The sequence below is a fragment of the Streptomyces sp. NPDC057280 genome, from assembly GCF_042668605.1.
GTDB lineage: Bacteria > Actinomycetota > Actinomycetes > Streptomycetales > Streptomycetaceae > Streptomyces.
In genome coordinates this window covers 1,443,206-1,466,973 of sequence record NZ_JBHUYR010000002.1, presented here as the reverse complement: position 1 = coordinate 1,466,973, position 23,768 = coordinate 1,443,206, and the positions used below count along the sequence as shown (strand labels likewise).

Annotated in this window: 20 protein-coding genes and 5 pseudogenes; 9 read left to right on the top strand and 16 right to left on the bottom strand. The window is 71.4% G+C overall.

Annotated features, from left to right (window positions below):
* Positions 1 to 26 precede the first annotated feature (26 nt).
* Positions 27 to 281, bottom strand: a complete 255-nt coding sequence (locus ACFUO4_RS17185; protein ID WP_059197394.1) for a DUF397 domain-containing protein — start codon at positions 279 to 281, stop codon at positions 27 to 29.
* On the bottom strand, positions 282 to 1,142 hold the full coding sequence (locus tag ACFUO4_RS17180; RefSeq protein ID WP_383485136.1) for a helix-turn-helix transcriptional regulator: 861 nt from the start codon (positions 1,140 to 1,142) through the stop codon (positions 282 to 284).
* A gap of 235 nt (positions 1,143 to 1,377) precedes the next feature.
* Here ACFUO4_RS17180 and ACFUO4_RS17175 point away from each other — a divergent pair.
* The 3 genes and pseudogenes from ACFUO4_RS17175 to ACFUO4_RS17165 all read left to right on the top strand — a co-directional run.
* Positions 1,378 to 2,013, top strand: a pseudogene (locus ACFUO4_RS17175) (ATP-binding protein); the annotation flags it as partial.
* A 398-nt stretch (positions 2,014 to 2,411) separates the two neighbouring features.
* Positions 2,412 to 2,852: a hypothetical protein gene (locus ACFUO4_RS17170; protein ID WP_079308804.1), complete on the top strand. Its 441-nt coding sequence runs from the start codon at positions 2,412 to 2,414 to the stop codon at positions 2,850 to 2,852.
* A 127-nt stretch (positions 2,853 to 2,979) separates the two neighbouring features.
* The gene (locus tag ACFUO4_RS17165; RefSeq protein ID WP_079308803.1) at positions 2,980 to 4,911 is read left to right on the top strand and encodes an ABC transporter ATP-binding protein; all 1,932 of its coding nucleotides are present in this window, start codon (positions 2,980 to 2,982) and stop codon (positions 4,909 to 4,911) included.
* On the opposite strand, the gene ACFUO4_RS17160 is transcribed toward ACFUO4_RS17165, so the two are convergent.
* From ACFUO4_RS17160 to ACFUO4_RS17150, 3 genes and pseudogenes are all read right to left on the bottom strand, one after another.
* A complete protein-coding gene (locus tag ACFUO4_RS17160; protein ID WP_079308865.1) occupies positions 4,889 to 5,077 on the bottom strand; it encodes a hypothetical protein in 189 nt (62 codons plus the stop codon). The genes ACFUO4_RS17165 and ACFUO4_RS17160 overlap by 23 nt on opposite strands.
* A 180-nt stretch (positions 5,078 to 5,257) precedes the next feature.
* Entirely contained in the window at positions 5,258 to 5,947 is a 690-nt protein-coding gene (locus tag ACFUO4_RS17155; RefSeq protein ID WP_383485131.1) for a DUF899 domain-containing protein, read from the bottom strand.
* A 102-nt stretch (positions 5,948 to 6,049) separates the two neighbouring features.
* Positions 6,050 to 7,393 (bottom strand): annotated as a pseudogene (locus tag ACFUO4_RS17150) (amidohydrolase).
* A gap of 125 nt (positions 7,394 to 7,518) precedes the next feature.
* Here ACFUO4_RS17150 and ACFUO4_RS17145 point away from each other — a divergent pair.
* Positions 7,519 to 8,472 carry an endonuclease/exonuclease/phosphatase family protein gene (locus ACFUO4_RS17145; RefSeq protein ID WP_383485754.1) on the top strand — a complete coding sequence of 318 codons (954 nt, stop codon included), beginning with the start codon at positions 7,519 to 7,521 and terminating at the stop codon, positions 8,470 to 8,472.
* Here the strand turns inward: ACFUO4_RS17145 and ACFUO4_RS17140 are convergent.
* From ACFUO4_RS17140 to ACFUO4_RS17110, 7 genes are all read right to left on the bottom strand, one after another.
* On the bottom strand, positions 8,469 to 10,331 hold the full coding sequence (locus ACFUO4_RS17140) for an FUSC family protein (RefSeq protein ID WP_383485128.1): 1,863 nt from the start codon (positions 10,329 to 10,331) through the stop codon (positions 8,469 to 8,471). The genes ACFUO4_RS17145 and ACFUO4_RS17140 overlap by 4 nt on opposite strands.
* Before the next feature lie 533 nt (positions 10,332 to 10,864).
* Positions 10,865 to 11,596 carry a hypothetical protein gene (locus tag ACFUO4_RS17135; protein ID WP_079312906.1) on the bottom strand — a complete coding sequence of 244 codons (732 nt, stop codon included), beginning with the start codon at positions 11,594 to 11,596 and terminating at the stop codon, positions 10,865 to 10,867.
* Positions 11,597 to 11,668: 72 nt separating this feature from the next.
* Positions 11,669 to 12,865, bottom strand: coding sequence for an FtsX-like permease family protein (locus ACFUO4_RS17130; protein WP_383485125.1), 1,197 nt, complete (start codon positions 12,863 to 12,865; stop codon positions 11,669 to 11,671).
* Positions 12,862 to 13,575: an ABC transporter ATP-binding protein gene (locus ACFUO4_RS17125; protein ID WP_383485122.1), complete on the bottom strand. Its 714-nt coding sequence runs from the start codon at positions 13,573 to 13,575 to the stop codon at positions 12,862 to 12,864. Before ACFUO4_RS17125 ends, ACFUO4_RS17130 begins: the two co-directional genes overlap by 4 nt.
* Before the next feature lie 28 nt (positions 13,576 to 13,603).
* Positions 13,604 to 15,160 carry a hypothetical protein gene (locus ACFUO4_RS17120; protein ID WP_383485119.1) on the bottom strand — a complete coding sequence of 519 codons (1,557 nt, stop codon included), beginning with the start codon at positions 15,158 to 15,160 and terminating at the stop codon, positions 13,604 to 13,606.
* A gap of 71 nt (positions 15,161 to 15,231) precedes the next feature.
* Complete coding sequence (locus ACFUO4_RS17115; protein WP_383485117.1) at positions 15,232 to 15,696, bottom strand: hypothetical protein; 465 nt, start codon at positions 15,694 to 15,696, stop codon at positions 15,232 to 15,234.
* A gap of 252 nt (positions 15,697 to 15,948) precedes the next feature.
* A complete protein-coding gene (locus tag ACFUO4_RS17110) occupies positions 15,949 to 16,740 on the bottom strand; it encodes a nucleotidyltransferase domain-containing protein (protein WP_383485115.1) in 792 nt (263 codons plus the stop codon).
* A 143-nt stretch (positions 16,741 to 16,883) separates the two neighbouring features.
* Here ACFUO4_RS17110 and ACFUO4_RS17105 point away from each other — a divergent pair.
* Positions 16,884 to 17,066: pseudogene (locus ACFUO4_RS17105) on the top strand (LexA family protein); the annotation flags it as partial.
* Between the two features lie 359 nt (positions 17,067 to 17,425).
* On the opposite strand, the gene ACFUO4_RS17100 reads toward ACFUO4_RS17105, so the two are convergent.
* Entirely contained in the window at positions 17,426 to 17,803 is a 378-nt protein-coding gene (locus ACFUO4_RS17100; protein WP_383485112.1) for a hypothetical protein, read from the bottom strand.
* A 229-nt stretch (positions 17,804 to 18,032) separates the two neighbouring features.
* Here ACFUO4_RS17100 and ACFUO4_RS17095 point away from each other — a divergent pair, with 229 nt between their 5' ends.
* From ACFUO4_RS17095 to ACFUO4_RS17085, 3 genes and pseudogenes are all read left to right on the top strand, one after another.
* Positions 18,033 to 18,758 carry a RidA family protein gene (locus tag ACFUO4_RS17095; protein WP_383485109.1) on the top strand — a complete coding sequence of 242 codons (726 nt, stop codon included), beginning with the start codon at positions 18,033 to 18,035 and terminating at the stop codon, positions 18,756 to 18,758.
* Positions 18,758 to 18,949, top strand: a pseudogene (locus tag ACFUO4_RS17090) (histone acetyltransferase); the annotation flags it as partial. The gene ACFUO4_RS17095 and the pseudogene ACFUO4_RS17090, both read left to right, overlap by 1 nt.
* Positions 18,950 to 19,132: 183 nt before the next feature.
* Positions 19,133 to 19,399 (top strand): annotated as a pseudogene (locus ACFUO4_RS17085) (GNAT family N-acetyltransferase); the annotation flags it as partial.
* A 13-nt stretch (positions 19,400 to 19,412) separates the two neighbouring features.
* Here ACFUO4_RS17085 and ACFUO4_RS17080 read toward each other — a convergent pair.
* The 3 genes from ACFUO4_RS17080 to ACFUO4_RS17070 all read right to left on the bottom strand — a co-directional run bounded on the left by ACFUO4_RS17080 (position 19,413) and on the right by ACFUO4_RS17070 (position 22,923).
* Positions 19,413 to 20,363, bottom strand: coding sequence for a glycoside hydrolase family 6 protein (locus ACFUO4_RS17080; protein WP_383485106.1), 951 nt, complete (start codon positions 20,361 to 20,363; stop codon positions 19,413 to 19,415).
* A 371-nt stretch (positions 20,364 to 20,734) separates the two neighbouring features.
* Positions 20,735 to 21,454, bottom strand: coding sequence for an aspartate/glutamate racemase family protein (locus ACFUO4_RS17075; protein WP_383485103.1), 720 nt, complete (start codon positions 21,452 to 21,454; stop codon positions 20,735 to 20,737).
* 5 nt (positions 21,455 to 21,459) lie between these two features.
* Entirely contained in the window at positions 21,460 to 22,923 is a 1,464-nt protein-coding gene (locus ACFUO4_RS17070) for an NCS1 family nucleobase:cation symporter-1 (RefSeq protein ID WP_383485100.1), read from the bottom strand.
* A 165-nt stretch (positions 22,924 to 23,088) separates the two neighbouring features.
* On the opposite strand from ACFUO4_RS17070, the gene ACFUO4_RS17065 reads away from it, so the two are divergent.
* Positions 23,089 to 23,748 carry a GntR family transcriptional regulator gene (locus ACFUO4_RS17065; protein WP_079312500.1) on the top strand — a complete coding sequence of 220 codons (660 nt, stop codon included), beginning with the start codon at positions 23,089 to 23,091 and terminating at the stop codon, positions 23,746 to 23,748.
* Positions 23,749 to 23,768 lie beyond the last annotated feature (20 nt).

Here is a 23,768-nt window from a genome sequence, read left to right as displayed (position 1 = left end):
GTTCAAGCCGGCGTCGGACCAACACGTCACGACAGCAGGAAGTCCGCCTCCCCCGCCTTCGCGCCCTCGATGAAAGCCGTCATCTCGTCCGTGGTGTAGATCAGTGCCGGGCCGTCCGGATCGGTCGACTGACGGACGGCGATCCGGCCGTCGGCCAGCTTCATCGCCTCCAGGCAGTTGCCGCCGTTGCCGCCGCTCCACGGCTTGTGCCAGCCCTCGCTGCCCAACTCCCGCGCGGGCATGCCGTTGTAGACCGGTATGCGCGGCTTGATGCGATCCATTCACAGCTCCTTGCGGAGATCCCGGAGGATCTCCTTCGTGCGATGTGCCGTAGCGGCCTGCGCCGCCGTGCGGTCCATGACCTCGAGGTGGGTCGCCACCTCCGCGCGCGCGTCCAGGTAGACGGCGCCGGTCAGGTACTCGCTGTAGACCATGTCCGGAAGCTCCGGCACGGCGAATCGGAACAGCACGAAGGGCCCGTACGTGCCCGGGTGCGGCCCGTTGGCGAACGGGGCGACCTGCAGCGTCACGTTGGGCAGCTTCGTGGCCTCGAGCAGTCGGTCGATCTGGGCACGCATCACCTCCGGGCCGCCCACCGGGCGGCGCAGCGCGGTCTCGTCGATGACCGCCCAGAAACGGGGGGCATCGGGACGGGTGAGCAGTTCCTGGCGTTGTACTCGCAGAGCGACGTGCCGCTCGATGTCTTCCGGCCGCGTCTGGCCGATGGCTCCGGACTTCAGCACACCGCGGGCGTAGTCCTCGGTCTGGAGCAGCCCGGGTACGAAGTGCGGATCGTAGGACCGGATGAGGCTGGCGGCGCCTTCGAGGCTGACGTACATCGAGAACCAGCCGGGCAGGATGTCGTGGTACCGCTGCCACCAGCCGGGTTTGTTGGCCTCCTCGGCCAGCTGCACGAAGGCGTCGGCCTCCTCGTCGGAGACGCCGTAGGACTTCAGGAGCAGCTGGAGGTACGGGATCTTGAGGCCGACCTCGGCCATCTCCATGCGGCGGACGGTGGCCGGGGCGACGCGGAGGATCTTGGCGGCCTCCTCGCGCTTGAGACCGGCGCGCTCACGCAGGTCCAGCAGGCGCCGGCCGAGGACGACCTGGCCGACCGTCGGCGCGGACCGCGGCTCGCTCACCCTCCACCTCCTGAACGTCCCGGGGTCGGGGACCCGTAGAAACCTGTGCGGAAACCTGCACAGAAACCTGCGCAAAAGAATCCTGGCAGCCCGACGGCGCCATTCGAAGACCTATTCGAAGACCTGGTCGGATCTCCGGTGATCTCAACTGGCGCCGCTCGACATGCTTGTTGCGAGCAGTGTGCCACGGCCTTCCAGACCGTCACACAGCACTCTGCAATTTTCAGAGTGACACTTGCCAAGTGTTCACGGCGGGGCGATAGTGGCAAGCGTGATTCCGTCCGCGCCCTTAGGAACAGACGCCGCCGCAGGCCCCCACAGCCTCGGTGCCGCATCGGGAGCAGGCCGCCCTTCGGGGCCCGCTGCCGAGCGCCGGTTCCGGTTCGAGCTGGCCGCACATCCGGGTTCCGCCGCGCAGGCCAGACGGCTGACGCGGGCCCGGCTGAACGGCTGGGCGGTCTGCGAGGACACCTGCGACACGGCGGCCCTGGTGGTCTCCGAGCTCGTCACCAACGCCATCGTGCACACCGCGAGCAGACACATAGTCTGCGAGCTGCACGACGGCGGCGAGCTGGTGCGCATAGCCGTGCGTGACGAGGGCTGCGCTCCGGGCGAGCCGCACCCGTGCGCGCCGCGGGGCGAGGAGGAGCACGGGAGGGGATTGCTTCTCGTCGACGCCCTGTGTCACTCCTGGGGCACCCACGAGCACGGCCCGGGCCTCCTGGTCTGGGCGGACCTGCCCCGCGAGAGCGACACCGCGGGCACCGCCACCGGCCCCCACAACGACCTCGGCTGGGGAGCCCGCCCCAAGCCCGGCCCGGCCGGCGGCTCGGGCGGCGAGGACGACGAGGCGGACGCCCTGCACAAGGCGGACGCACGGTACGACGCCAAGCGACGCGACGCCGACACCGACCCCCGCCACGACGCCGACGCACACCACCACGCGATACCCGGCGACGCGATACCCGGCCCCGACGGCGCGAGAGCCGCCCAGCACGACGCGGCCCCTCGGCACGACGGCACGCCCCGGCACGACGCGGCTCCCCGGCACGACGGCACCCCCCGGCACACCGGCGGCGAACCCTGGACCCTCGGCGCCGAGACCTGGCACCTCGGCAGGCCCCGGCGCGACGGCGGCGAGACCCTGCACTACGGGGCGCCCTGGCACGACGGCACGGAAGTCCGGTACGACGGGGCGGAAGCCCGCCACCACGGCCACGGCACATCCCGGCACCACGGACCGACACCGCACCACGGGACGGGGGGCCCATGGCTCTGAGGGCCGCGACCGGTGCCCAGGTCATGACCCTGGACACGCTGGTCCGCCTCCGGCGGGGACTGCACACGCCGGTCATCCCCCGACGGCTCGCCGTGCCCGACGGCATGACGGCCCCGCTGGGCTGCGACGCGGTCGCCGTACCCGCCCGCCTCGGCCCGCTGGTGATGCCCCGGCTGCCGCGCGTCGGATGCGTCTACGCCGACGAGGCGCACTGGTGGTGGATCGTTCCGTCGGACTCCGACTACGCCCTGGAGTGGCCCGCACCCGCGCGCTACGCCACCGGTGCGATCGTCCCCGACGCCCCGGGCGTCCCCGGCCTGATCCACAAGCCGGAGGGCACGGTCCCCTACACCCCGCCGATCCCCCTGTATCTGGCCCTGTGCCGGCTGACGGGGACGACCCCCGCCTGGTCGCGACCGGTCAGTGCCTGATCCTTCGTCTCCCCCGCGCCCGTACAGGCGTACGCCCGCGCGCAACCCCGGCCGGTCCCCGCGCCCTGCCCCTGACGTCCCCGTCCCGCGATAGTGGCCCTCCGTCCACGATCGGGGGAGGCCGTCGGTGGGGAAGAAGCGCGACGCCGAAGAGCCTGAGGTGTCGGAGTCGGAGCGGCTGCTCTTCGGTGGGCCGCTGCGCTACGACATGGGTTGGAACCGTCACTCCGACGCCCGGCTCCAGCTGAACTTCCGGGAGATGGTGCGGCAGCTGCCCGCGCTGCTCTCGCTCAGTTTCCGGCTCGCCTGGCAGGCCGACCGGCGGGCCGCGAAGGTCGTGCTCGGCGCCGAGGCGGGCCGGGGCGCGGCGCAGGCGGTGAGTCTGCTGGCCGTGAACAGCGTGCTGGGGCGGCTGATCGGCGGCGGCGCGATCGAGGACCGGTTGCGGGGTGCCGTCCCCGCCCTCGTCGCGATGGCCTCGGTCATGCTGGTGGCCGCGCTGCTGCGGGCCGCGTCGACACACGCCACCGGGCGCCTCGAACCGAAGGTGGAGCGGGTGGCGACCGAGCGCTATCTGGAGCGGGCGGCCGCCGTGGAGCTGGCCGCGATCGAGGACCACGCCTTCCACAAACTGCTGGACACCGCCCAGTACGGCGCCACGTCAGCCCGCCGCATGATCGCCTACGCCACCCGGGTCATGAACGCGGCGATCTCACTCATCGCGGCGGCCGGCGTCCTGACCGTGCTGCACCCGGCGCTGCTGCCGCTGCTGGTGACCATGACCCTGCCCAGCGCGTGGAGCGCCCTGACGATCGCCCGGCGCCGGTACGAGTCCTTCCACACCTGGGTGCAGCACGCCCGGGCCGGTCATCTGCTCAGCGAACTGCTCACCGAACCGACCGCGGCGCCGGAGATCCGGGTGCACGGCGTCGGCCCCTTCCTGCTGCACCACTACCGGGCGATGTCGGAGGTCGCGGAGGCGGAACAGGCCCGGCTGGCCCGGCTCGCGGCCCGTACCGGGCTGATCGCGGCGTTCTGGACGGGGCTCGCGACGGTGGCGACGTACGCGACGCTCGGCGGGCTGCTGCTCGCCGGGGCGATGGCGCTGTCGGTGGCGGGCACGGCGGTGATCGCGATCCGCTCGGGCTCCGCCAGCCTGGACAGCCTGGTCCTGGAGGTGAACCAGCTCCACCAGGAGGCCCTCTTCGTCGGCGATCTGCAACGGCTGTACGTCGAGGCCGAGCAGCGCGCGATCCCGGTCGGCGGACGGGAACTACCGGAGGACCCCCGGGAGATCCGCTTCGAGAACGTCACCTTCAGCTATCCGGGTGAGTCCACGCACCCGGCCCTGGACGACGTGACGCTCACGCTCCCGCTCGGCCGGATCGTGGCGCTGGTCGGCGAGAACGGCTCGGGCAAGACGACCCTGGTGAAGCTGCTGGCCGGGCTCTACAAGCCGGACCGCGGCCGCATCCTGTGGGACGGCGTGGACACCGCGGACGCGGACCGGCACCTGCTCGCCGAGCGGATCGCGATGGTGGCGCAGGACTTCAAGCGCTGGCCGTTCACGGCCCGGGTCAACGTGGCGGTCGGCCGGTCGGCGGCGCCGCTGACCGAGGAGCGGCTGGCCGACTCGATCGCCGAGGCCGGCGCCCAGGACGTGGTGGCGGATCTGCCGCGCGGCCTGGACACCCTGCTGGCCCGCCAGTTCAGCGGCGGGCACGAGCTCTCGGGCGGGCAGTGGCAGCGCCTGGGCATCGCGCGGGCGGCCTACCGGCGCGGTCGCATCCTGATCGTGGACGAGCCGACGGCGGCCCTCGACGCCCGGGCCGAACTGGAGGTCTTCGAGAAGATCCGCGCGCTGGCGGGCAGCGGGCAGACGGTCGTCCTGATCACCCACCGGCTGGCGTCCGTACGCCATGCCGACCTGGTGCACGTCCTGGAGCAGGGCCGGCTCGTCGAGTCGGGCACCCCCGAGGAGCTGCTGGCCACCGGCGGGGTCTACGCCGAGCTGTACTCGCTCCAGGCGGACCAGTTCACGGCACCGAAGGCGAGCTGACCGCGGTGTCCGCGGGGACGACGACCAGGAACGCGTCCGTCGCGAGGTCCATCACGACCTCGGCGGGCGTGCCCTCCATCCGCCGTGCGTGCGCGAACTCCTCCGCGGGCCAGGAGCCACGCGGGCCACCGGCGGGAAAGCGCTCGAGCACCTTTCGCCCGTTCACCATCCTGCACCTCCGATCAAGCGTCCCTCTTGTGAGGAGTTAACGCTCTGGAGAGGCGGAACGGCTCGCTGAGATGCGGGACTGAGACGTAGTTGACACCGCTTCAGCGCGCAGCGTGAGAAATCGGTTACCGAACGGTCACTTCCGTTACCGTTCGTGTCATTCCCCGTACGCTCCGCGTCATTCGTCGTACTCGTCGTGATAGCGGATCCGCTCGCTCCCCGCGGGCGCCCCCAGTGCCGACGCGCGCCCCGCGGGCTCCTCCCACTCCTCCTGCCGGCCCAGCGCGGTCAGGTCCAGGAGGCTGGTCGTGGAGCCGAGCCCGTCCAGGCCTCGCTCGTACGTCGAGTACGTGTGGAAGACACGGTCCCGCTCCCGCAGGAAGCAGCTGACGCCGGGCCGCTCGACGAGTTCCCCGTCGTGCACGAGGGTCGCCTCGAAGTCGCGGTTGAAGTCGCCGCCGGACGACGAGTACCAGGGCACGGTCCACCCCATCCGCGCCTTGAACGGCAGGATCTTCGTGTACGGCGCCCGGGACACCGCCGCGAACGTGGTGCCGCGGGCCTTCAGGTGCGCCAGCTGCCCGATCTGGTCCAGGAACGCCGAGCAGCTGCGGCAGCCCGCGTCCCACTCCGGCGCGAACATGAAGTGGTAGACGACGAGCTGGGACCGTCCTTCGAAGAGGTCGAGCAGCGTCGCCTTGCCGTCGCCGCCCTCGAAGAGGTACTCCTCCTCGATCTCCACCATGGGCAGCCGGCGCCGCTCGGCGTTGAGCGCGTCCCGCGCCCGTGTCGCCGCCTTCTCCTTGACCAGCAGTTCCTCGCGCGCCGCGCGCCACTGCGCACGCGAGACGACCTCCGGAAGTGACATGACCCCTCCTGTGCAACGGTCCGTTCGGGGTGGTGACCGAGGGCGGGAGCGGAACTCATCGCTGGGCCGGAGAATTTTTTCGTCATGGTTTTCCGGCGGCTCTCAGGTGTCGTACTCCTGGATCCGCCCGCCGTGGCTCCGGTCCAGGAGCGCGGGCATCCGCTCCCCCAACTCCCTGACGACACCGGGCACATCGATGGTCAGCAGCTCCCGGTCGCGCATCAGGACCCGTCCGTCGACGATCGTCGTACGGACGTCGGAGGAGCGGGCGCTGTGCACGAGGGTGGCGGCGAGGTCGTGGACGGGCTGGGTGTGCGGGCCGGCCAGGTCGACGAGGACGAGGTCGGCGCGGCGGCCGGGGGCGAGGGTGCCGAGGGTGTCGCCGAGACCAACCGCGCGGGCGCTCTAGAGGGTGGCGTGGTGCAGGGCCTGCCGGGAGGTCAGCCAACGGGGGTCGCCGGTCGTGGACTTCTGGATGAGCGCGGTGAGCGCCATCGACTCCCATACGTCGAGGGAGTTGTTGGAGGCGGCGCCGTCCGTGGCGAGGCCGACGGGGATGCCGAGGTCGTGCAGGGCGCGGACGGGCGTGGTGGTGGGCCAGGCGAACTTGAGGTAGCCGCGGGGTGCGGTGGCGACGGAGACACGGCCGCCGGCCGCCGCGAGCACGGGCAGGTCGCGGTCGAGGATGCCGGTGCCGTGGGCAATGAGGACGTCGGTGTCGAGGATGCCGGTGCGGGCGAGGACCTCGATGGGGGTGACGCCGTGGCGTGCGAGGCTGGTGTCGGCCTGGTCGCGGTTCTCGGCGGCGTGGAGGTGCACGGGGAGGCCGTGGGCGCGGGCCAGTTCGGCGGTGGCGGCGAGGTCGGCGTCGTCGACGGTGTAGGGGGCGTGCGGGGCGAGGGCGGTGGTGATCCGACCGGCGGCGCCGCCGCGGTGCCGGAGCGCGAACTCCAGTGACCTCTCCCGCCCTTGAGGTCCCTGGGAGGAGAAGTACGCCTCTCCGAGATGTGCCCGGATGCCGCACTCCGCTACGACGGCGGCGACGGCGTCCATCGAGAAGTAGTGGTCGGCGAAACAGGTGACACCGCCGCGGATCATCTCCGCGCAGGCGAGCCGGGCGCCCAACTCCACGTCCCGCTCGGTGAGGTTGGACTCGACGGGCCAGACGACGTCGTTGAACCACTCCTCGGTCGGCAAGTCCTCGGCGACCCCGCGCAGGGCGACCATCGGGGCGTGGGTGTGGCAGTTGACGAGCCCGGGCAGGGCCACCTGCCCACGGGCGTCGACGTGTTCGACGGCCGGCGGCGGCTCGGCGGCCGTGACGGACTCGATGACACCTCCCCGTACGACGATCGTGGCGTTCTCCTCGAACCCGATGCGCTCCTCGTCGTCGTGGACGAGGGCGGTGCATCCGGTGATGACGAGGTCGGCGGGAGAGTCGGTCATCACGCCAACGTACGGCGTGGTCGTCGGGTCGTGTGAGCCGAACCGCGCATCGGGTTCCGGCTCTGTCGCGTCGCCGTGCGGACGAGCACGCTTGCCTCATGACACCGCCCGGAAGGGGGACCGGCATGCTCATCGGCACCTGGAACCTGGAGAACCTGTACCGCCCAGGCGGCCAGTTCGGCCCGCCCGACAAGGCCGCGTACGAGACGAAGCTCGCCGCCCTGGCCGCCACGATCACGGCACTCGACCCCACGCTGCTGGGCGTGCAGGAGGTCGGTGAGCCGGAGGCGCTGCAAGACCTGGTCGGCATGCTGGTCGGCGACTGGCACACCGCGCTGTCGCAGCACCCGGACGGCCGGGGTATCCGGGTCGGGTTCCTGAGCCGGGTCCCGCTGGAGGTGCGGTCCGACACGAACGCGTTCCCGGCACGGCTGCGTCCGGTGCAGGCGGACGACGAGGGCGGCGTGGCCGCGGAGGCGGGCCGCGGCTTCCTGGCGGTGGAGGCGGCGACGGAGGCCGGACCGCTGCGGGCGGCGGTCTGCCATCTGAAGTCGAAACTGCTGTCGTATCCGGGCGGCCGGTTCCAGCCCCACGACGAGGGCGAACGGGCCCGCTACGGGGCGTACGCGCTGTACCGGCGGGCGGCGGAGGCGACGGCGTTGCGCGCGCTGGCCGACGCGCTGCTGGCGGGGGACGGGCGGCAGCGGGACGTGGTGGTGCTGGGTGATCTGAACGACGAGGTGCAGGCGGCGACCACGCAGATCCTGCTCGGCCCGCCCGGCTCGGAGATCGGCACGCCCGGCTTCGACCGGCCGGACGGCGGCGACGCGCTCCGGCTCTGGGACGTCGCCCCGCTGATCCCGGTCGAGCAGCGCTTCTCCCGCGTCAACTCCGGGCGCCGCGAGCTGATCGACCACATCCTGCTGAGCCACCACCTGGTCCACCGGGTGACGGCGGCCGGCACCGGCCTGCCGGAGGAGGCGGCGCCGGACCTGCCGTCCGTGGACCCGGAGCATCCGGTTGCGCGACGGGAGGCACGGGGTTCGGACCATGCCCCGGTGTGGGTGCGGATCGGCTAGCCGGCCAGCGGGAGTTCGGGGAGCCGCACCCCCAAGTGGGCGCGATCCCGTTCGAGTTCGCGGGCGAGCTCGGCGAGCCGCTGGGTGTGGCGGGAGGTGAGGCCGCCCGAGTCGTCGAGGTGCACCGCGCATGCCGTGGTCGTGTCGACGAGCTCTTCGAGTACGGCGACGACGTCGCCCGCGCCCGCCGAGTGCCGGGCGAGCGGCGGGAGTTCGGCGGCGGCGAGGGCGATGGCGGTACGGGCCTCGGCGAGAGTGCGATAGGCCTCGCGGCGCAGGGTCCAGCGGACCCGGCGGCTGTCGGCGTCCGGGGCCGTCTCGTGCAGGACGTGGGAGAGATAGGCCTGGGCGGCCTCGCTCGCCGCGCCGAGCCGGGCCCGGACTCCCCCGCCGCGCTGCCCCGGCATCGGCAGATGCCCGACGACGAGCACGAGCGCGCATGCCAGCAGCGTCTCGCCGATCCGGCTCACGGAGGCCTGCGGTTCACCGCCGACCATCACCAGGGCGAGCACCAGCACGGTGACCACGGCGGTCTGGGCAGCGAAGTGCCGGGTGGCCACGGGGATGAGCGCCCCGCTCACGGCGACGAGCGCGATGAGCCCTTCGGGCCGGGGCAGTACGGCGGCGAAGGCGGCGAACACGAGCGCGCCGAGGACGGTCCCCGCGGCCCGGCACAGCACCCGCGAGACCAGCGGCCCGAGGTCCGGCTTGACGAGGAAGACGGCGGTGGCGGGCAGCCAGTACCAGTGCTCGTGCTGCCCGTACCAGTGGGAGTGGTGCAGGCCCTGGGCGATGGCGGCGCTGGCACCGAAGCTGAGGGCGACGCGCAGCCCGTACTCCCGTCCGCCGCTGCCGAACGCGGCCCGCAGCAGGTCCCCGGCCGCCCGCCGACGGGTGTGCAGATCCCCGCCCCTGCCCCGGTCGAAGGCCTCGGCGGCGTGCAGCAGGGCGTCGTCGAGCGCGCGCAGGGCGGCGGCGGACCGGGTGGGCGCCGGCAGCGGCCCGGTGTGCGTGTTCTCGCGTACGGCGGCGGCGAGCCGGCGGGGCCCGGCCGAGGCCCGCCCGGTCAGGGGTTCGCCGGCCCAGGCGAGCGCGGTGGCGGCCTCGGCGAGCGGGAGGGCGGCGGCGTACTGGGCGTGCAGCCGCCGCTCGGCGGCGGAGCTGGCGTAACGCCGCAGTCGGGGCCCGGCGAGGGCGTCCTGGGCGTGGTCGAGAGCGGCGGTGAGGGCGGCGCGGCGGGCGGTGGCGTGGCCGGAGCCGACGGCGTCGAGGAGGTCGGCGACGGCGTCGTACACCCGCGCGACCGCCTCCCGTTCCCCGTCGAACCGGAAGTCACCGGCCAGCGAGCCGGGCGTGGGCAGGGCCAGGCGCAGCCCGAGCAGCCAGAGGGCACCGGCGAGATAGGCGAGCGCCCGCACGGGACCCGCCTCCGGCAGCGGCATCCCGGCCCCGATCGCGGCGGCGACGAGCAGCTGCGTCCCGGCCCCGGAGGCGACGGGCCCGATGGCGCTCATGCCGCCCGCGACCAGCCCGAGCCCGGTGAGAAGGAGGGTGAGGGGGAGAGCGTCGACGTGCTGTCCGGCGTACGTCCCGACGAGCATCCCCAGCGCCCCGGCCACCGCCGGGACCCCGATCCGCTGGACGGAGGCCCGCCGACTGCCGGGCCGGTCGTTGATCCCGGCGAGCATCGCGGCGATGGCGGCGACGACACCGAGGGAGGTGCGGCCGGTGAGCACGGCGGCGAGCAGCAGGGGTCCGGCGGAGAGGGCGCCGCGCAGGACGGCGTTCCAGGGGACGGGGCCGCGCTGGGTGCGGAGGGTGTGGGCGAGCCAGGGCGGGAGGTCGAGCGGGCGTGGCACGGGGCTCCTGTCGGCTGGTCGAGGGCGGGGGTGTGCCTTCGGGCGACGGTGGCCGGGCGTAGGTGTCCAGGGTAGATCGCGGGGTGGGAGGAGATGGGGCGGTCGTATTTCGGGGATGTGACGGTTGGCCGGGGGGCCGCTTTCTTTATGAACTCAATGGTCTGCGGGCTCGTCGGTGGGCGCCGGAAACGGGAGCGGGCCCGGGGGCGTAGCCTGCCCCCGGGCCCTGTGTGATGCCGTCCATTTCGCACGCCGGCACGCTTGAGAACCCAGATCAGTCGTCATGTCGTCGCGTCCTGCCTTTGGACCACCGCACATCGAGCTGTGCGGACTGGACTTGAACCAGCATCTCGACGCCCTGGGTCTGGGCCCGGTCGATCCGGCGATCGACGGCGAATACTGAATCTGGAGCGAGAGTCTGAGATTGAGTACGGCCGGTTCTCGGACCTGACACCGCTTCATCACGACAAGCTTCAGTTTCAGCTTGCGCTCCTCGCGCACCCCGGCGGCAATGCGCCGGGGGGTCTTTGACGTCACCCGAAGAGGTAACCGAACACGGCATCCCCGACCCGCCGGTCGACGACATCCGCGCCATTGGCCTCTTCCCTGGCGAACTTCACGGCCTGCTGCAACTTCTCGACGCGGTCGAGGAGTTCGTTGACACGCCGGGCGGGCAAGGCACCGGAGAACTTCACGGTGGTCCAGTACCCGATGGGGATGTCCTCGTAGTAGACCTCGACCTGGGCCGGGTGCTTCTCGGTCGCCTCGGCCTTCACATGATTACGGGGCACCTTCTTGGTACGCAGGGTGCGCACCGGCTCGGTCTTCCAGGAGTCGGTGGACGGGTCCTGCGTCCACGCCTCCGAGGCATCGAGAACAGGCAGCTTCCGCACAAAGGTATTGAGGTCGACGAGCTGCTTCTCGAGAAAGAGCAGATAGGACACGGGAACGTCGGCGACCAGGACGCGCCCGTCCACGGTCACGTCCGCGCGGGCCTCGCAATTCGCCCAGTCCTTTGTGGCGGTCACATCGAACAGCCGGGTCAGCGTGGCCGCGGTATCCCGCAGCACGTCCTCCGCCTTCACCTGGACCCGCGTCGACTCGGGCGGCAACTGCTCACCCTCCTCGTCCTTCGGCTGATACGTACGCGCGATACCGGCCAGCAACGCGGGCTTCTGCAGGCCGTGATGAGCGGCCGTCAGGTCCTGGTGCGCCTTGGACTTGACGCCTTTCTCGACTGCGATGATCTGGTTGAGTTTTGCCACGAGAGGGACGTTAGCAGCGACAAGGGCCGCTTTTCGAAGGGTTATTCGGGGCTCTCGGGCAAGAGGGCGACGTCAGCTGTGCGCGCGGGCGGTGAGATAAGGATCCCGGCGAAGAACTTCGCGGCTTCCGAGAAGAGTTCCGGCGGCAAGCCCGACACCGGGCAGCAAGAGCGCGGCAATTGCCCACCCAGGGCGGGGCAATGCGTCCGGAACGGTGATGGGCAGACCGAGAACATCGCTGAGCGGACCGGCGAGCACGACGGACACCCCCGTACCGACCACCGCCCCGACCGTCCCCGCCACTCCCCCGGACAACACGGCCTCACCGAGCAGAATCCTCCGCAGCTCGGCCCTCCCGGACCCGAGAATCCGCAGAATCGCGAACTGCCCGATTCGCGCCCGCGCACTGTCGGCGGCCCGGACGGCCCCCAGCCAGAAGGCGCCGAGTGCCAGCACGAGCACGCCGATACGCATCGCGAGATCGGCGGCGCCGAAGAGACCGGGCAGGTTCCGGACCCGGTCGGACACGGCGGAGGCGGAGAAGCCATCGGTCTGAAGGGACTTGACGACACCGGCGACCTGCCCCTGATGCCCGACCACGACGACGGCGGACTGGGCACCCTCCTTGCCCCGGAAGGCATCCACGCTCTGCCCGGCGCGTGCCGCGGAGAGCAGGGCGGCGGTGTCCTCGGAGAGATACGCGACGCCGGGGCCGTCGGCCTGCCAACTCGGGTCGTACAGCGCGACGATGGTCAGTTTGACGACGGCGGTGGTGCCGGACCCGGCTCCGGTCGCTTTGGTGTAACCGAAGGCGACGGTACGACCGAGAAGCGGCGCGAAGTCGGTTCCCTGGGCGGAGGCGGGCAACACGACCTGATCCCGGCCGAGTTCGGCGGGAAGAGCACCGTTCGTCACGGGCAGGTCGTCGCCCGGGGTGAGGGTGTGGCTGGTGAGGTCGTATGTTCCTTCGTCCTGGGCGTACAGGGTGGCGGGGTAGTCGGCGACGACACGACGGACGCCGGGCGTCTGCTCTACGTCCCGAAGAGCGGAGTCGGTGAGCGGCCGAACGGAGCCGTCCCCCTCGAACGACGACAGCTCGACCTGGGTGAGCCCACCCGAGCCGAGCACGTCCCGCTCCACGGCCCCGGCGGCGCCGGCGGCCACGCCCGCGGCGGTGGTGAGCAGCGCGGCCATGACGGCGAGCGTGGGCAGGGCCCTGCGCAGGGAACGCCGGTCCCGCTTCCAGGTGTGGAGACTCCAGAGACTCATGCCGGGTTCTCCTTGCGGGCGCTGTCGGTGCGGACGTTCTCCATGGAGGCGGGGGACAGCACTCCCCCGTCGAGCACGTACCGCCGATCGCAGGTCGCGGTGACGCCGCGATCGTGGGTGACGAGCAGTACGGCGGCGCCCTGCGCGGCGCACGAACGCAGGGCAAGCATCACAAGGTCGGCGTTCTTCGGATCGAGCCCCGAGGTCGGCTCGTCGGCCAGGACGAGCACGGGTTGCTTCACGGCGGCCCGGGCAACGGCCACGCGCTGCCGCTGCCCACCGGAGAGTTCGGCGACCGGACGATCGACCAGTTCCGCCATTCCGAGGTCACCGAGCAGATCCCGGGCCACAGCGCGGTGCCGACCGAACCGCGGCCCGAAGGCGGCGGCGACGTTCTCCCAGGCGTTGAGAAAGCTCAGGAGCCCGAGGTCCTGAAGAACGATCCCGATCTCCCTCCGCCGCAGCAGATCCCGCTCACTCGGCGTGAGAGGGCCGGTGTCCGTCCCACCGATGTGCAGGGAGCCGACGGCCGGCGTGAGGATGAGACCGAGCAGGGCGAGCAGGGTGCTCTTGCCGGAACCTGAGGGGCCTTCGACGGCGGCCGTCCCTCCTGGCGCGAGGGCGAACTCGGCACGCTTCAGGCCGGCGCCGGATGCGTAGGTGAAGCCAAGGCCTTCGGCCATGACCGCGGGTGGGGAGGCTGTGTTCATGTCGCGGGGTTCCTTAGGGCGTGGGGGGTCAGGCGAGGAGGTAGTACGCGGCTCTCGTCGCGTCCGCGGAAGCAGTGCCGCCCGGTGAATCGGCGTACAGGTCCGGGTACTTGGTGTCGCAGTAGCGCTTCACCAGTCCGGGCAGTTCGTCCCAGAAGGTCTGCGGGACGCTCTGGTCGGAAGCGAGAGCTGCTTGGACCGCGTCCGAAGCGCCGAGGAGATCACCCTCGCCCAGGCTGCGGCGGGCCTGGGCAACAAGATCCACATTCTCGGTGAGCCGCTCCGCCTCTGCCGCACAGCCGGCGTCAGCGAGGGCCACCACAATGCGCAGCAATCGAGTGGACAACGCGGACTCCCCACCCCGCAGAAGCCCGATGGACGCGTGGCGGCACGGCAGACCGAACTCCGCTCGCGCCACCATGGCGGCGTACCAGCGACGCTGGTTCTCCTGCGTCAATCGACGAGGTACCGGGAGCCCGGCAACCTCCTTGGTTCCCTTCTCCGCCTGTGGGCCACAGGTCAGGGACAACCGGTGACACGTCATGGCGAGCAGGATGCGGTCGGACGGTTCGAGGGCGCGGTCGGAGCCCAGTTGTTTCAGCTGTCGCGTCAACCAGTCCGGTACTCGCCCGTGTTGCGCACCAGCGGTGAGCGCCCGGGCAGCGTCGTACGTCGCGGTGAGGGTGCCGAGTTGTGCCGGAGACTTGGCGACGAGGCCGTCGGCTCGGATGTGCCCCATCGGTGGGGGAAGTGACGGCGCGCCACGGCCGGCCTTGATCGAAAGCGCGCGTCGGGCCAGCCACCGGGTCTGGGGATCGGAGCTGTGCAGCGCGGGCGTCAGGCAGTCACGGGTCTGCGGCGTCGACTGCTGCCGCAGCAACGCCAGAGCGGCTCGCTGAATGGGGTCGAGCGCGGTGCAGTCGGCCTTCAGCAGCCCGTCGGCGTCCCGCAGAGCCCGTGCGGGACGGACGTGCACGCCGAGCGTCCGCAATGCTTCCACCGCGTAGAGCGCTGGAACGGGCTGCCCGACGCGAGTGGTGTCCGCGGCGAGGCGGTCCACGGCTGCACGGGGTACCTCACCGTGGCGGCCGGTGCAGTTCAGCATTTCCAGAAAAGCGGCCCGCGTTGCGAGTGAGGTTGGGGCATCGTCTTCAGGGTCCGGCGAGCGCAGATAGGCGAGGGACTCCTTCTCCGCATGCTTCCGGAGCCCGGCTCGTTCCAGCACGGTCACCGCGTCGCCCGGCCTGGAGCCGGCCAGCGACAGACAGACGTAGTACGCCCGCCACGCGGGGGTGTCCAGGATGTCGGTGCGCAGAAGTTCCGCGAGGGCACCTGAACGGACCTCGGGCACCGGTTCGCCGGTCCGTCGGCCCGCAGGCACTTCGGCTTCCAGGCGGCCGTACGCCGTCGGGTACAGCGCGGGGTCCCGTCCGACGTCGGCCCGGGTGGCGCGGACCAGGTCATTGGCTCCGCGGAGGGCATCGAGGTGCTCGGCCAGTTCGCTGCCAGGGCGGGCGGGCCGGCCGACCGTCCCACCACCCCACATGGAGGCTCCCAGGACACCCGCGGCGCACGCCGCGACCACGACGGCGATCGTTCGGCCGCGGCGTCCTGTGCGGCGCGGAAGAAGGCTGTTCTTCACGGCGTTTCGCCGGGTCAGTCGTTGGCACACGCCGAGGCGAACGCCTTGACACCGGCTTTGAAGGCACCGCCGTCGGAGCAGGTGGTGATGCTCGTGTTGAGCGAGCCACCCGGGTCGGCGATCCCGCTGATGTCGGCGATCCAGGAGTTCTTGTTCGTCCAGCTGACCTGCCGGGTGTTCTCACTCACCATCGTGCCGCTCGGGCTGAGCGAAAGGGTGGCCTGCCAGCCGTTGGCCTTCACCGTCGCCACGTTGGTGATCTTGCTGACCCTGTACCTGCGGCCGCCCTTCATGGCCTTGGTCGACGTCTTGAAGGAGCATTTGTCGGCATAGACGTTGCAGTGCCACGCACTGGCGACGACCTTCGCACCCGTGCCGGGCAGCGCCGTCGATCCGGTGTCGGAGATGGCGCCGGTCGGTGCGGCCGTTCCTGCCATCAGAGCGCCTACGATCCCGGTGGTCAGCAGGGTCTTCTTCACTTGTCTCTCCCCGTGTTCACGGCGCACCCGCGCCAGCCGCATATCCCCTCAAGTGGGGATCGGACTGTACATGCTGGAGAAATATGCAGAGACGGCCGGAAACAGACGGCTGTGTGGCCTCGCAGTCCGCCGAATCCCATCAGGGGGAAGGCCTCGAGTGCTCAAGGAAGCACCAGGAGGAATCTGATCCGGCCACACGGCGTAGGCCGCTGTTCACACCAAAGCATGATGCTCGCGCTGCTTCGCAGAGCGTCAGGTTGCCGCCTTTTCGTACAGCGCCTGCACCTGATCGATGGCCTGCCTCAGCGCATCGGCACTCGCCCCTTCGGAGAGCGAGGCCACGATGCCGTCCACCGGCCTCAGGCCGGCCCGGTCCACCAGCCGCTTCTCGTTGGTCACCCACTCTCCGCGTCCCGCCAACACCCCGTGTCCGGCCTGTACGACGGCTGTGGCAACAGCGCCTGCGGTCTCCGTCAGACGGCCCGAGGGGGCGTGGTTGGCACGTGCGTAAGCCAAGGTCGCCCGAGCCGTGCCGTGCCAGTGGCCGCTCGCTGCTCGGCGCAGCTTCTCGGGGTAGGTCGCCGGGCGCGGCAGATCACCCCGCAGCACCTCGTTGATCGCCAACTCGGCCACCACCAAGTAGCTGGGAATCCCCGCGAGATGGAAGAGCAACGGCTCCACATGGAACCGTCCCTCCTCCGCCTCCGCCAACTCGTGTTCCACGACGTCGAGATCGCGGTAGTGGACGTCGACGCGGCGCCCGTCGACGGTCAGCCACGCGCCGCCGTTGAAGACGCCCCCGCCCCAGCCGCCGACGTCCGACACCTCGCCCTCCCAGCCGACGGCACGGAGGTCCGCGGGGTTGAACGGCCCCCGGTAGTACACCGCCAAGTCCCAGTCGCTGTCGGGGCGGTGTGTGCCCTGCGCGCGCGAGCCGCCGAGGGCCACCGCCCGGACGGTCGGCAGGGCGGCGAGGCGGTCGGCGGTGGTGTCGAGGAAGGCGGCGTCGGAGGGGGTGGGCGGCGTGGGGGGCATGGGAGGCATGGACGGAGCGTACGAAGCCGGGTGGCGCACTTCCACGCGATTACGGCGCCGCGGCCACCCCGAAGCCGGCGCCGACTGCTCCCAGCCAGGTCCGGCGCTCCTGGGCGCCCGACCTGGGACACCGCGGCGCCGTACCTGTCGAGGTGCCGCTCGTCGGCCGGATCGCCGCCGGTGCCCCGCTGCTCGCCGAAGAGATGGTCGAGGACGTCCACTCCCTGCCCCGGCAGGTGGTCGGTGAGGGAGATTTGTTCGCGCTGACGGTCTCTGGTGACTCGATGATCGAGGCGGCGATCTGCGACGGCGACATCGTGACCGTCCGCCGCCAGGACACTCGCGGCCTGGCATCCGCGGCTCGCGGCGTACGAGTCGCAGCGGCCGGAGGGACACGATCCGGTGGCGTGGGAGCGGGGGTGGGAACACGCGGGCGCGCTGCGGGAGCGGATCGCCGAGCTCCGCCAGACCCTGATCTCGCCGGCCCGGACCCTTCAGGAGGTGGCGGACGTCAGCGATCTCATCGACCTGCGACTCCGCGGCCCTCGGGGGCGGGGTACCCCCCCTCGGCAGGTCAGAGGGGCCTGACGGCTCCGGCGTGTGAAGTCGCGCTCGGAGGCCGGAGGTTCGGCCTCACGGAGGTTCGGCCTCGCGGCCTGAACGGCGGTCGTCCGACGCGGGGAGCGCGCTCAGCTCACCAGAGGTCCTGGTGCCGATGCCGAGTGGGTGGATGGTCGAGCTCCTCGGGCCACTGGACCAGCTCCTCCACGGGAGCGGCGCGCAACCCGAGGCGGGCGGCGGACCGGAAGGCCTGGAGAGCGGCTCGGGCGCGGCGCTCGTACGGGCTGAACACCCGGTCGTTCATCGCCCGGGGGTACGTGTACGAGGTGAAGCCCCGCACGACCCGCCTCGGCATCGGCCGACGGCCCTCTCGCCGGGCGCGGGTCAACTCCTCGTTCGTGTAGCGGAGTTCAGGCACGTCGTTGCCGGTCCAGGGGCCCTGGAGGCCCAGCGACCAGTACGCGGGGAGGGTGCGGTGCCGACTGGGGACGTGGTGGGCGGTGCGGGACACGCTTGAGCCTCCTGGGACCGAGCACACCGTGCGGTTGCCGACGCCCGTCGGGCGAAGCGACGTCCGACGAAGGCTGACAGTCGTCACCCCTTTCCGTCGAACGGTTATCCACAGGAGACCGCTGCCTCGGGCGATTGTCAGTGGGACGCGTTTCAATGGGATGCGTCGTCACAGAGCGTGACGGCGGGCCGCGGCCGGAGGGCTGTGGTGTGCCATGGGGGAGGCAGCGATGGCGAGTGCGGGTCGCGGGGAGCATGAAGAGGACGGGCGGCGGTACGTCTCCTTGGCCGGACTGCGGATGCGCGGCTGGGCCGGGGGCATGGTGCACCGGCTGCTCGGGCCGCCGGACCGGCTGAGTGTGAATCCGCGGGTCAGGGCGGCGCCCCCGGTGCGGCTCTATCGCGTCGAGCGGGTCGAGGCGGCGGAGCGGGGGCGCGGGCTGCGGCCGGGGCGGACGGCCGTGCCGGAAAAACTGGATGCGCTGCCCCATCACCCCTTGGATGATCGCCAGGTTGTCCGTCACCCGCACAGCATCTCGGGAGCCCCTATGATCCGGCGCGTCACCGCCCACGCCCTCTTCCCGCCGCCCACCTACTCCCACGCCTCCGTCGTCGAGGCCGGCACGAAGCTCGCGTTCCTCGCCGGGGCCGTGCCGCTGGACGCCCAGGGCAGCCTCGTCGGCGAAGGGGACCCGGTGCGGCAGGCCCAGCAGGTGCTCGCGAATCTGGAGGAGCAACTGCGCGCGATCGGCAGCGACTTGGCCCATGTGCTCGCCACCGACGTGTACGTCGTGAGCCAGGAGACCTCGGTCCTCTCCGCCGTCTGGGAGGTGGTGGAGGCGTCCGGGCTCAGCACCGGTCCGCACTCGTCGACGCTGATCGGTGTGGCCTGCCTCGGGTACAGCGGGCAATTGGTGGAGATCACGGCGACGGCCGCGATCCCGGAGGAGGCGTGATGAACGACGACACCCTGGCCGTCACGGTTCGCCGCGCCACCCCCGCCGACGCCGCCGCGGCGGCCGACGTCTGGCTGCGGTCGTTCGACGCCGCGCTCCCGACCGTCGTCAGACCGCGGTCCGACGACGAGGTGCGTGCCTACATCCGGGACGTGGTCGTGCCGCTGCGCGAGACATGGGTCGCGGAGACGACCGGTCCGCGGGAGCAGGAGGGCGTGGAGGCAAGCAGTCCCGAGAGCCGGAAGCCCTCGGAGACGACCGATCCCGAGAGCCGGAAGCCCGCGGAGACGACCGGTCCCGGGAGCCGGGAGGGCGCGGAGACGACCGTTGCGGGGAAGCGGGAGGTCGTGGGGGATAAGGAGATCGCAGGGGCCGGGGAGATCGTGGGGATCATGGTGCTCGACGGCGACCTGCTCTCCCAGCTCTATCTCGCCCCGGACCGGCGCGGGCAGGGCATCGGGGACCGGTTCGTCGCGCTCGCCAAGGAGCGCAGTCCCCAGGGGCTCCAGCTGTGGACCTTCCAGGTCAACAAGCCCGCCCACCGCTTCTACGAGCGCCATGGCTTCGTCGCGGTCGAGCACACGGACGGGAGGGGGAACGAGGAGCGCGAGCCGGACGTGCGGTACGTATGGCGGCCGTGAGCGACCTGGGGCTTCAGCGGACGGCGTTCCGGGCCAGCTCCAGCGCGTACGACGGCCACCAGGTGCCCGCCGCCGGGCCGCCCCGGCAGGTGCCGTCGGACTCGCCGGGGCGCTTGATCCAGAGGTAGGCGTCCAGACGGGGGTTGCCCGTGTCGGTCGTCGGGGGTTCGCCGAGGGCTCGGCCGGGCGGGTTGCACCAGCTGTCGGTGCCGGAGTAGGGGCCGTTGCCGTTGCGGCTGGTGTCGATGACGTAGTGCTTGCCGCCGAGGTCCGCCGACAGCCAGTCGCCGTACGCGGCACTGGCCGCGTTGGTCTGGAAGTTGGAGACGTTCAGCGCGAAGCCGTCGGCTTCGGCGATGCCCGCTGCCGCGAGCGCGTCGACCAGGCGCCAGGCCTCCGGAATCCAGCCCGAGTTGCCCGCGTCGAGGTACACGTGGGTGTGCGGGCTGCTTGTGAAGCGGTCGACGGCGTAGGCGAGCAGGGCGTAGCGGTCCTCCGCCACGACCTGGGTGCAGCCCGCCACCACCTGGGCGACGGCGTCGGGTTCGACGATCACATAGGCACCCCGGTCGCCGAGGGCGTCGGCGAACTCGTCGACCCACGCGCGGTAGTCGGCCGCGCTCGGGGCGCCTCCGCTGGAGAACAGGCCGCAGTCTCGGTGGGGGATGTAGTACGCGACGAGTACGGCGGTCCGGCCGGCCAGGGCGGCATCGGTGGTGCGGGCGCGGACCACCGGGCCGGGGTTCGGACCGTGCAGCCACTCGGCCTGGGGACGCGTCGCGATGCGGTCCATCAACGCGGCGTCCGGGTCCCGCCCCGCCAGCCGCCACTCGGCGGCCTGCCGTGCGGCCGGGGAGTCGGGGTCCGCCCAGAAGGGCTCGGCCTCGTCTCCCGAGGCGCCGGTGCAGCACAACCCGACGAGCAGCAGCGCGGCGAACACGGTACGCGGAGCCCGGCCATCCACTACCGACGACCACCTGAACACCGGCGACTCCCGTTCCCGCCGCCGGGCATCAGGAAGTGGGGAGACGCGGGGGCGGCGCCACGTCCCGACGGAAGTGTGCGGTCGTACCGCTTCCGCCCTCGGCGCACCGCCGACCGGCCCACGCCAGGATCACCCCGACGGCGGCCCCTCACCGGCCGGGGGCGCCGTGGCATCGCCGACACACCCTGACGACGGCTTCTCACGACTCCAGGCACCGCGACACCACGGACACACCCTGACGCCCCCCTCCACCGACTCGAGGCCCCGCTGCATCGCCGGCCCGCCCCCCCCAGCAGGGCCGCGAACCCCTCACCCTGCTCCCCTACCCTCCTCCCCTCACTCTCCTCCCCTCACCCCGCTCCCCTCCCCCAGACCCGCCCCTTGGGCAACGGCCGCTCATACCCGCCCACCCGGCTCGTCCTCAGTCCCAACCCCACCAGGGACTCCGCCAGCTTCACCGCGGCCCCCACCCCGTCGACCACCGGCGGCCCGAGCTTCTCCCCCACCGCCCGTTGCAGTCCCGTCATCCCGGCGCAGCCCAGCACCAGTACCTCGGCGCCCGCGGCGATGGCCCGTTCCGCGGCGGCCACGAAGGCGGCCTCCGTGCGCTCGGCGTCGCCGAGTTCGAGGACGTTCAGCCCCGTTCCGACCACCGCGGCGCAGTTGCGGCCCACGCCGGCGAGTTCCAGGCTGTCCTCGATCTGACCGCAGGAGCGTTCCAGGGTGGTGATCACCCCGTAGCGCCGGCCGAGCAGACAGGCCAGGTGGGCCGCGGCCTCGGTGATGTCGACGACGGGGGCGTCGACCAGCTCCCGGACGCCTTCCCGTCCGTGTTCGCCGAAACCGGCCATGACGACCGCGTCGTACGCGGGGCCCTCGTAGGTCCGCAGGAGGTCGATCACCGCGGCCGCCGACAGGTAGCTGTCGAGCCAGCCCTCGGCCGACTCGGGGCCCCACTTCGGCGTCAGCCCGGTCACGGCGGTGCCCGGGCCTGCCGCGGCCCGGGCACCTCGTACGATCTCCTCGGTCATCTCCTGCGTGGTGTTGCAGTTGGTGACGACGATCCGCACGTCCGTCAGACCTCCACAGCCTTGGTGGCGGCGGTGCGCTCGTCCCGGCACAGCAGCGCGTACAGTCCGGCCGCCAGGGCGGTGCCGATGAACCAGGAGTACGGGGCCACGTCGCTGAACGTCTTCACGAGGGCGAGGACGGCCGCGACGCCCGCCGACGGCAGGAACGCCCACAGCGCCTTGGGGTTGACGCCCTTCTTGTAGTAGTAGCGGGAGCCGGGGGCGCCGGAGAACAGTTCGTCGACGTCCACGCGGCCCTTCTTGATCCAGTAGTAGTCGAGCATGATCACGCCGAACAGCGGGCCCAGGAAGGCGCCGAGGCCGCCGAGGAAGTAGTTGACGACGGTCGGGTTCGAGAAGAGGTTCCAGGGGGTGACGACCAGCGCGGCGACCGTGCTGATCATGCCGCCGACCTTGAAGCTGATCTTCTGCGGCCAGACGTTGGCGAGGTCGTACGCCGGTGAGACGAAGTTGGCGACGATGTTGACGCCCATGGTGGCGATGGCGAAGGTCAGTGCGGCGACGACCAGGACCCAGGTGTTGCCGACCTTGGCCACCAGCTCCGCCGGGTCGGTGATGGCCTCGCCGAACACCTCCAGCGAGCCGGCCGTGACGATCACCGAGACGACCACGAACGCCGTGGAGTTGATGGGCAGGCCCCAGAAGTTGCCGCGTCGGACGGTCTTGTAGTCCGGGGCGAAGCGGGAGAAGTCGCAGAAGTTGAGCATCAGCGTGCCGTACGTGGCGAGGATCAGGCCGATCGCACCGAACCACTGCCGCCACTGCTCGCCGCCCGACACCGGGTGCGGGGTGGTGGTGAGGGAGATGGTCCAGTCGGCCTTGGCCAGCACCCAGACCGCGAGCGCGATCATGACGATCCAGATCGCCGGCCCGCAGAAGTCCTGGAACTTCCGTACCGACTCCATGCCCTGGCTGATGATCAGCGCCTGGATCAGCCACAGGGAGAGGAAGGAGACCCAGCCCAGCGCGTCGAGTCCCAGGAAGGAGCTGTGCGTCCAGGACTCCAGGCCCGGCCAGGCGGCCAGCAGCATCACGTTCACCGCGACGGAGGCCAGATAGGTCTGGATGCCGTACCACATGATGGCGATCACGGCCCGGATCAGGGCCGGGATGTTGGCGCCCCAGATGCCGAAGCTGATGCGGCTGACGACCGGGAACGGGACGCCGTGGCGCTGGCCGATCTTTCCCATCCAGTTCATGCCGATGTAGATGAGCACGAAGCCGACGAGGAGCGAGGTGAAGACCTGCCACACGTTCATGCCGAGGACGAGCAGACCGGCGGCGAAGGTGTAGTTGCCCAGGTTGTGGACGTCGGACATCCACATCGCGAAGAGGTCGAAGACCTTCCAGTTCCGCTTCTCGGCGGGCGCGAGGTCTTCGTTGGTGAGGCGCGGATCGGGGACGAACGCTGGGGCGCCGGTGACTGTGGCGCGGTCGGCGAGGGACACGGGACCTCCATGAGCCGGGGACGGAGGAGGGTGGCCGGATACGGCCGCCTGGAACGCCGTTTGGTATACCAAACTGCGGTCATAGTCCTCCCGTCAAGCGTTCCGACCGATGTCGTCTCGGTTAACGCTCCGTAAAACACCTCCACAGTCGGCGAAGATGGCCCCATGAGCTCCACGACGAAGATCGAACCCCTGGGTGCCGTCCGCGAACGCGTCCTGGCCTCGCTACGGCAGGAGATCATCGCGGGCGGGCTGCGCCCCGGCGACCGGCTGGTCGAACGAGAGCTCGCCGAACGCTTCGGGGTCTCCCGGGTGCCGGTCCGCGAGGCGATCCGCGCCCTGGTCGCCGAGGGGTTCGTCCACTTCGAGACCCCGCGCCGGACCGTCGTACGGCGGCTGAACCCGCGGGACGTCAAGGAGCTCTTCGAACTGCGCGAGGCGCTGGAGGTCTACGCGGCGGGGCTGGCCGCGGCCCGCGCGACACCGCAGGATCTCGCCGAGGTCGAGCGCCTCCTCGACGAGGCGGCGACCGCGACCGAGGCGGGCGACGCGGAGACGATCACGGACATCAACAGCCGGCTGCACGACCGCATCGTGGCCATGGCCGACAACACCCTGCTGATCGAAGCCCTCGAACCGGTCGCCGGCCGACTGCGCTGGATGACCCGGCGGAACGAGGAATGGCCCCAACTCCTCATAGAACACCGAGAGTTGTACGAGGCGATCGCCTCCGGCGACCCGGAGCGGGCCCGCGCCCACGCCCTCGCGCACGTACGGACCAACTACGAGTCGACGGTACGGCAGTTGTTCGGGGAACCCAGCTGACTTCCCTGCCCCCACTCCCG

Excerpts from the sequence above, each read along its gene's own strand:
- ACFUO4_RS17145 (WP_383485754.1), top strand. The coding sequence starts at position 7,519 with ATGCTCATCGGCACCTGGAACCTGGAGAACCTGTACCGCCCAGGCGGC.
- ACFUO4_RS17110 (WP_383485115.1), bottom strand. The coding sequence starts at position 16,740 with ATGCCTCCCATGCCCCCCACGCCGCCCACCCCCTCCGACGCCGCCTTC.
- ACFUO4_RS17125 (WP_383485122.1), bottom strand. The coding sequence starts at position 13,575 with ATGAACACAGCCTCCCCACCCGCGGTCATGGCCGAAGGCCTTGGCTTC.
- ACFUO4_RS17170 (WP_079308804.1), top strand. The coding sequence starts at position 2,412 with ATGGCTCTGAGGGCCGCGACCGGTGCCCAGGTCATGACCCTGGACACG.
- ACFUO4_RS17155 (WP_383485131.1), bottom strand. The coding sequence starts at position 5,947 with ATGTCACTTCCGGAGGTCGTCTCGCGTGCGCAGTGGCGCGCGGCGCGC.
- ACFUO4_RS17185 (WP_059197394.1), bottom strand. The coding sequence starts at position 281 with ATGGATCGCATCAAGCCGCGCATACCGGTCTACAACGGCATGCCCGCG.
- ACFUO4_RS17095 (WP_383485109.1), top strand. The coding sequence starts at position 18,033 with ATGGCGAGTGCGGGTCGCGGGGAGCATGAAGAGGACGGGCGGCGGTAC.
- ACFUO4_RS17065 (WP_079312500.1), top strand. The coding sequence starts at position 23,089 with ATGAGCTCCACGACGAAGATCGAACCCCTGGGTGCCGTCCGCGAACGC.
- ACFUO4_RS17130 (WP_383485125.1), bottom strand. The coding sequence starts at position 12,865 with ATGAGTCTCTGGAGTCTCCACACCTGGAAGCGGGACCGGCGTTCCCTG.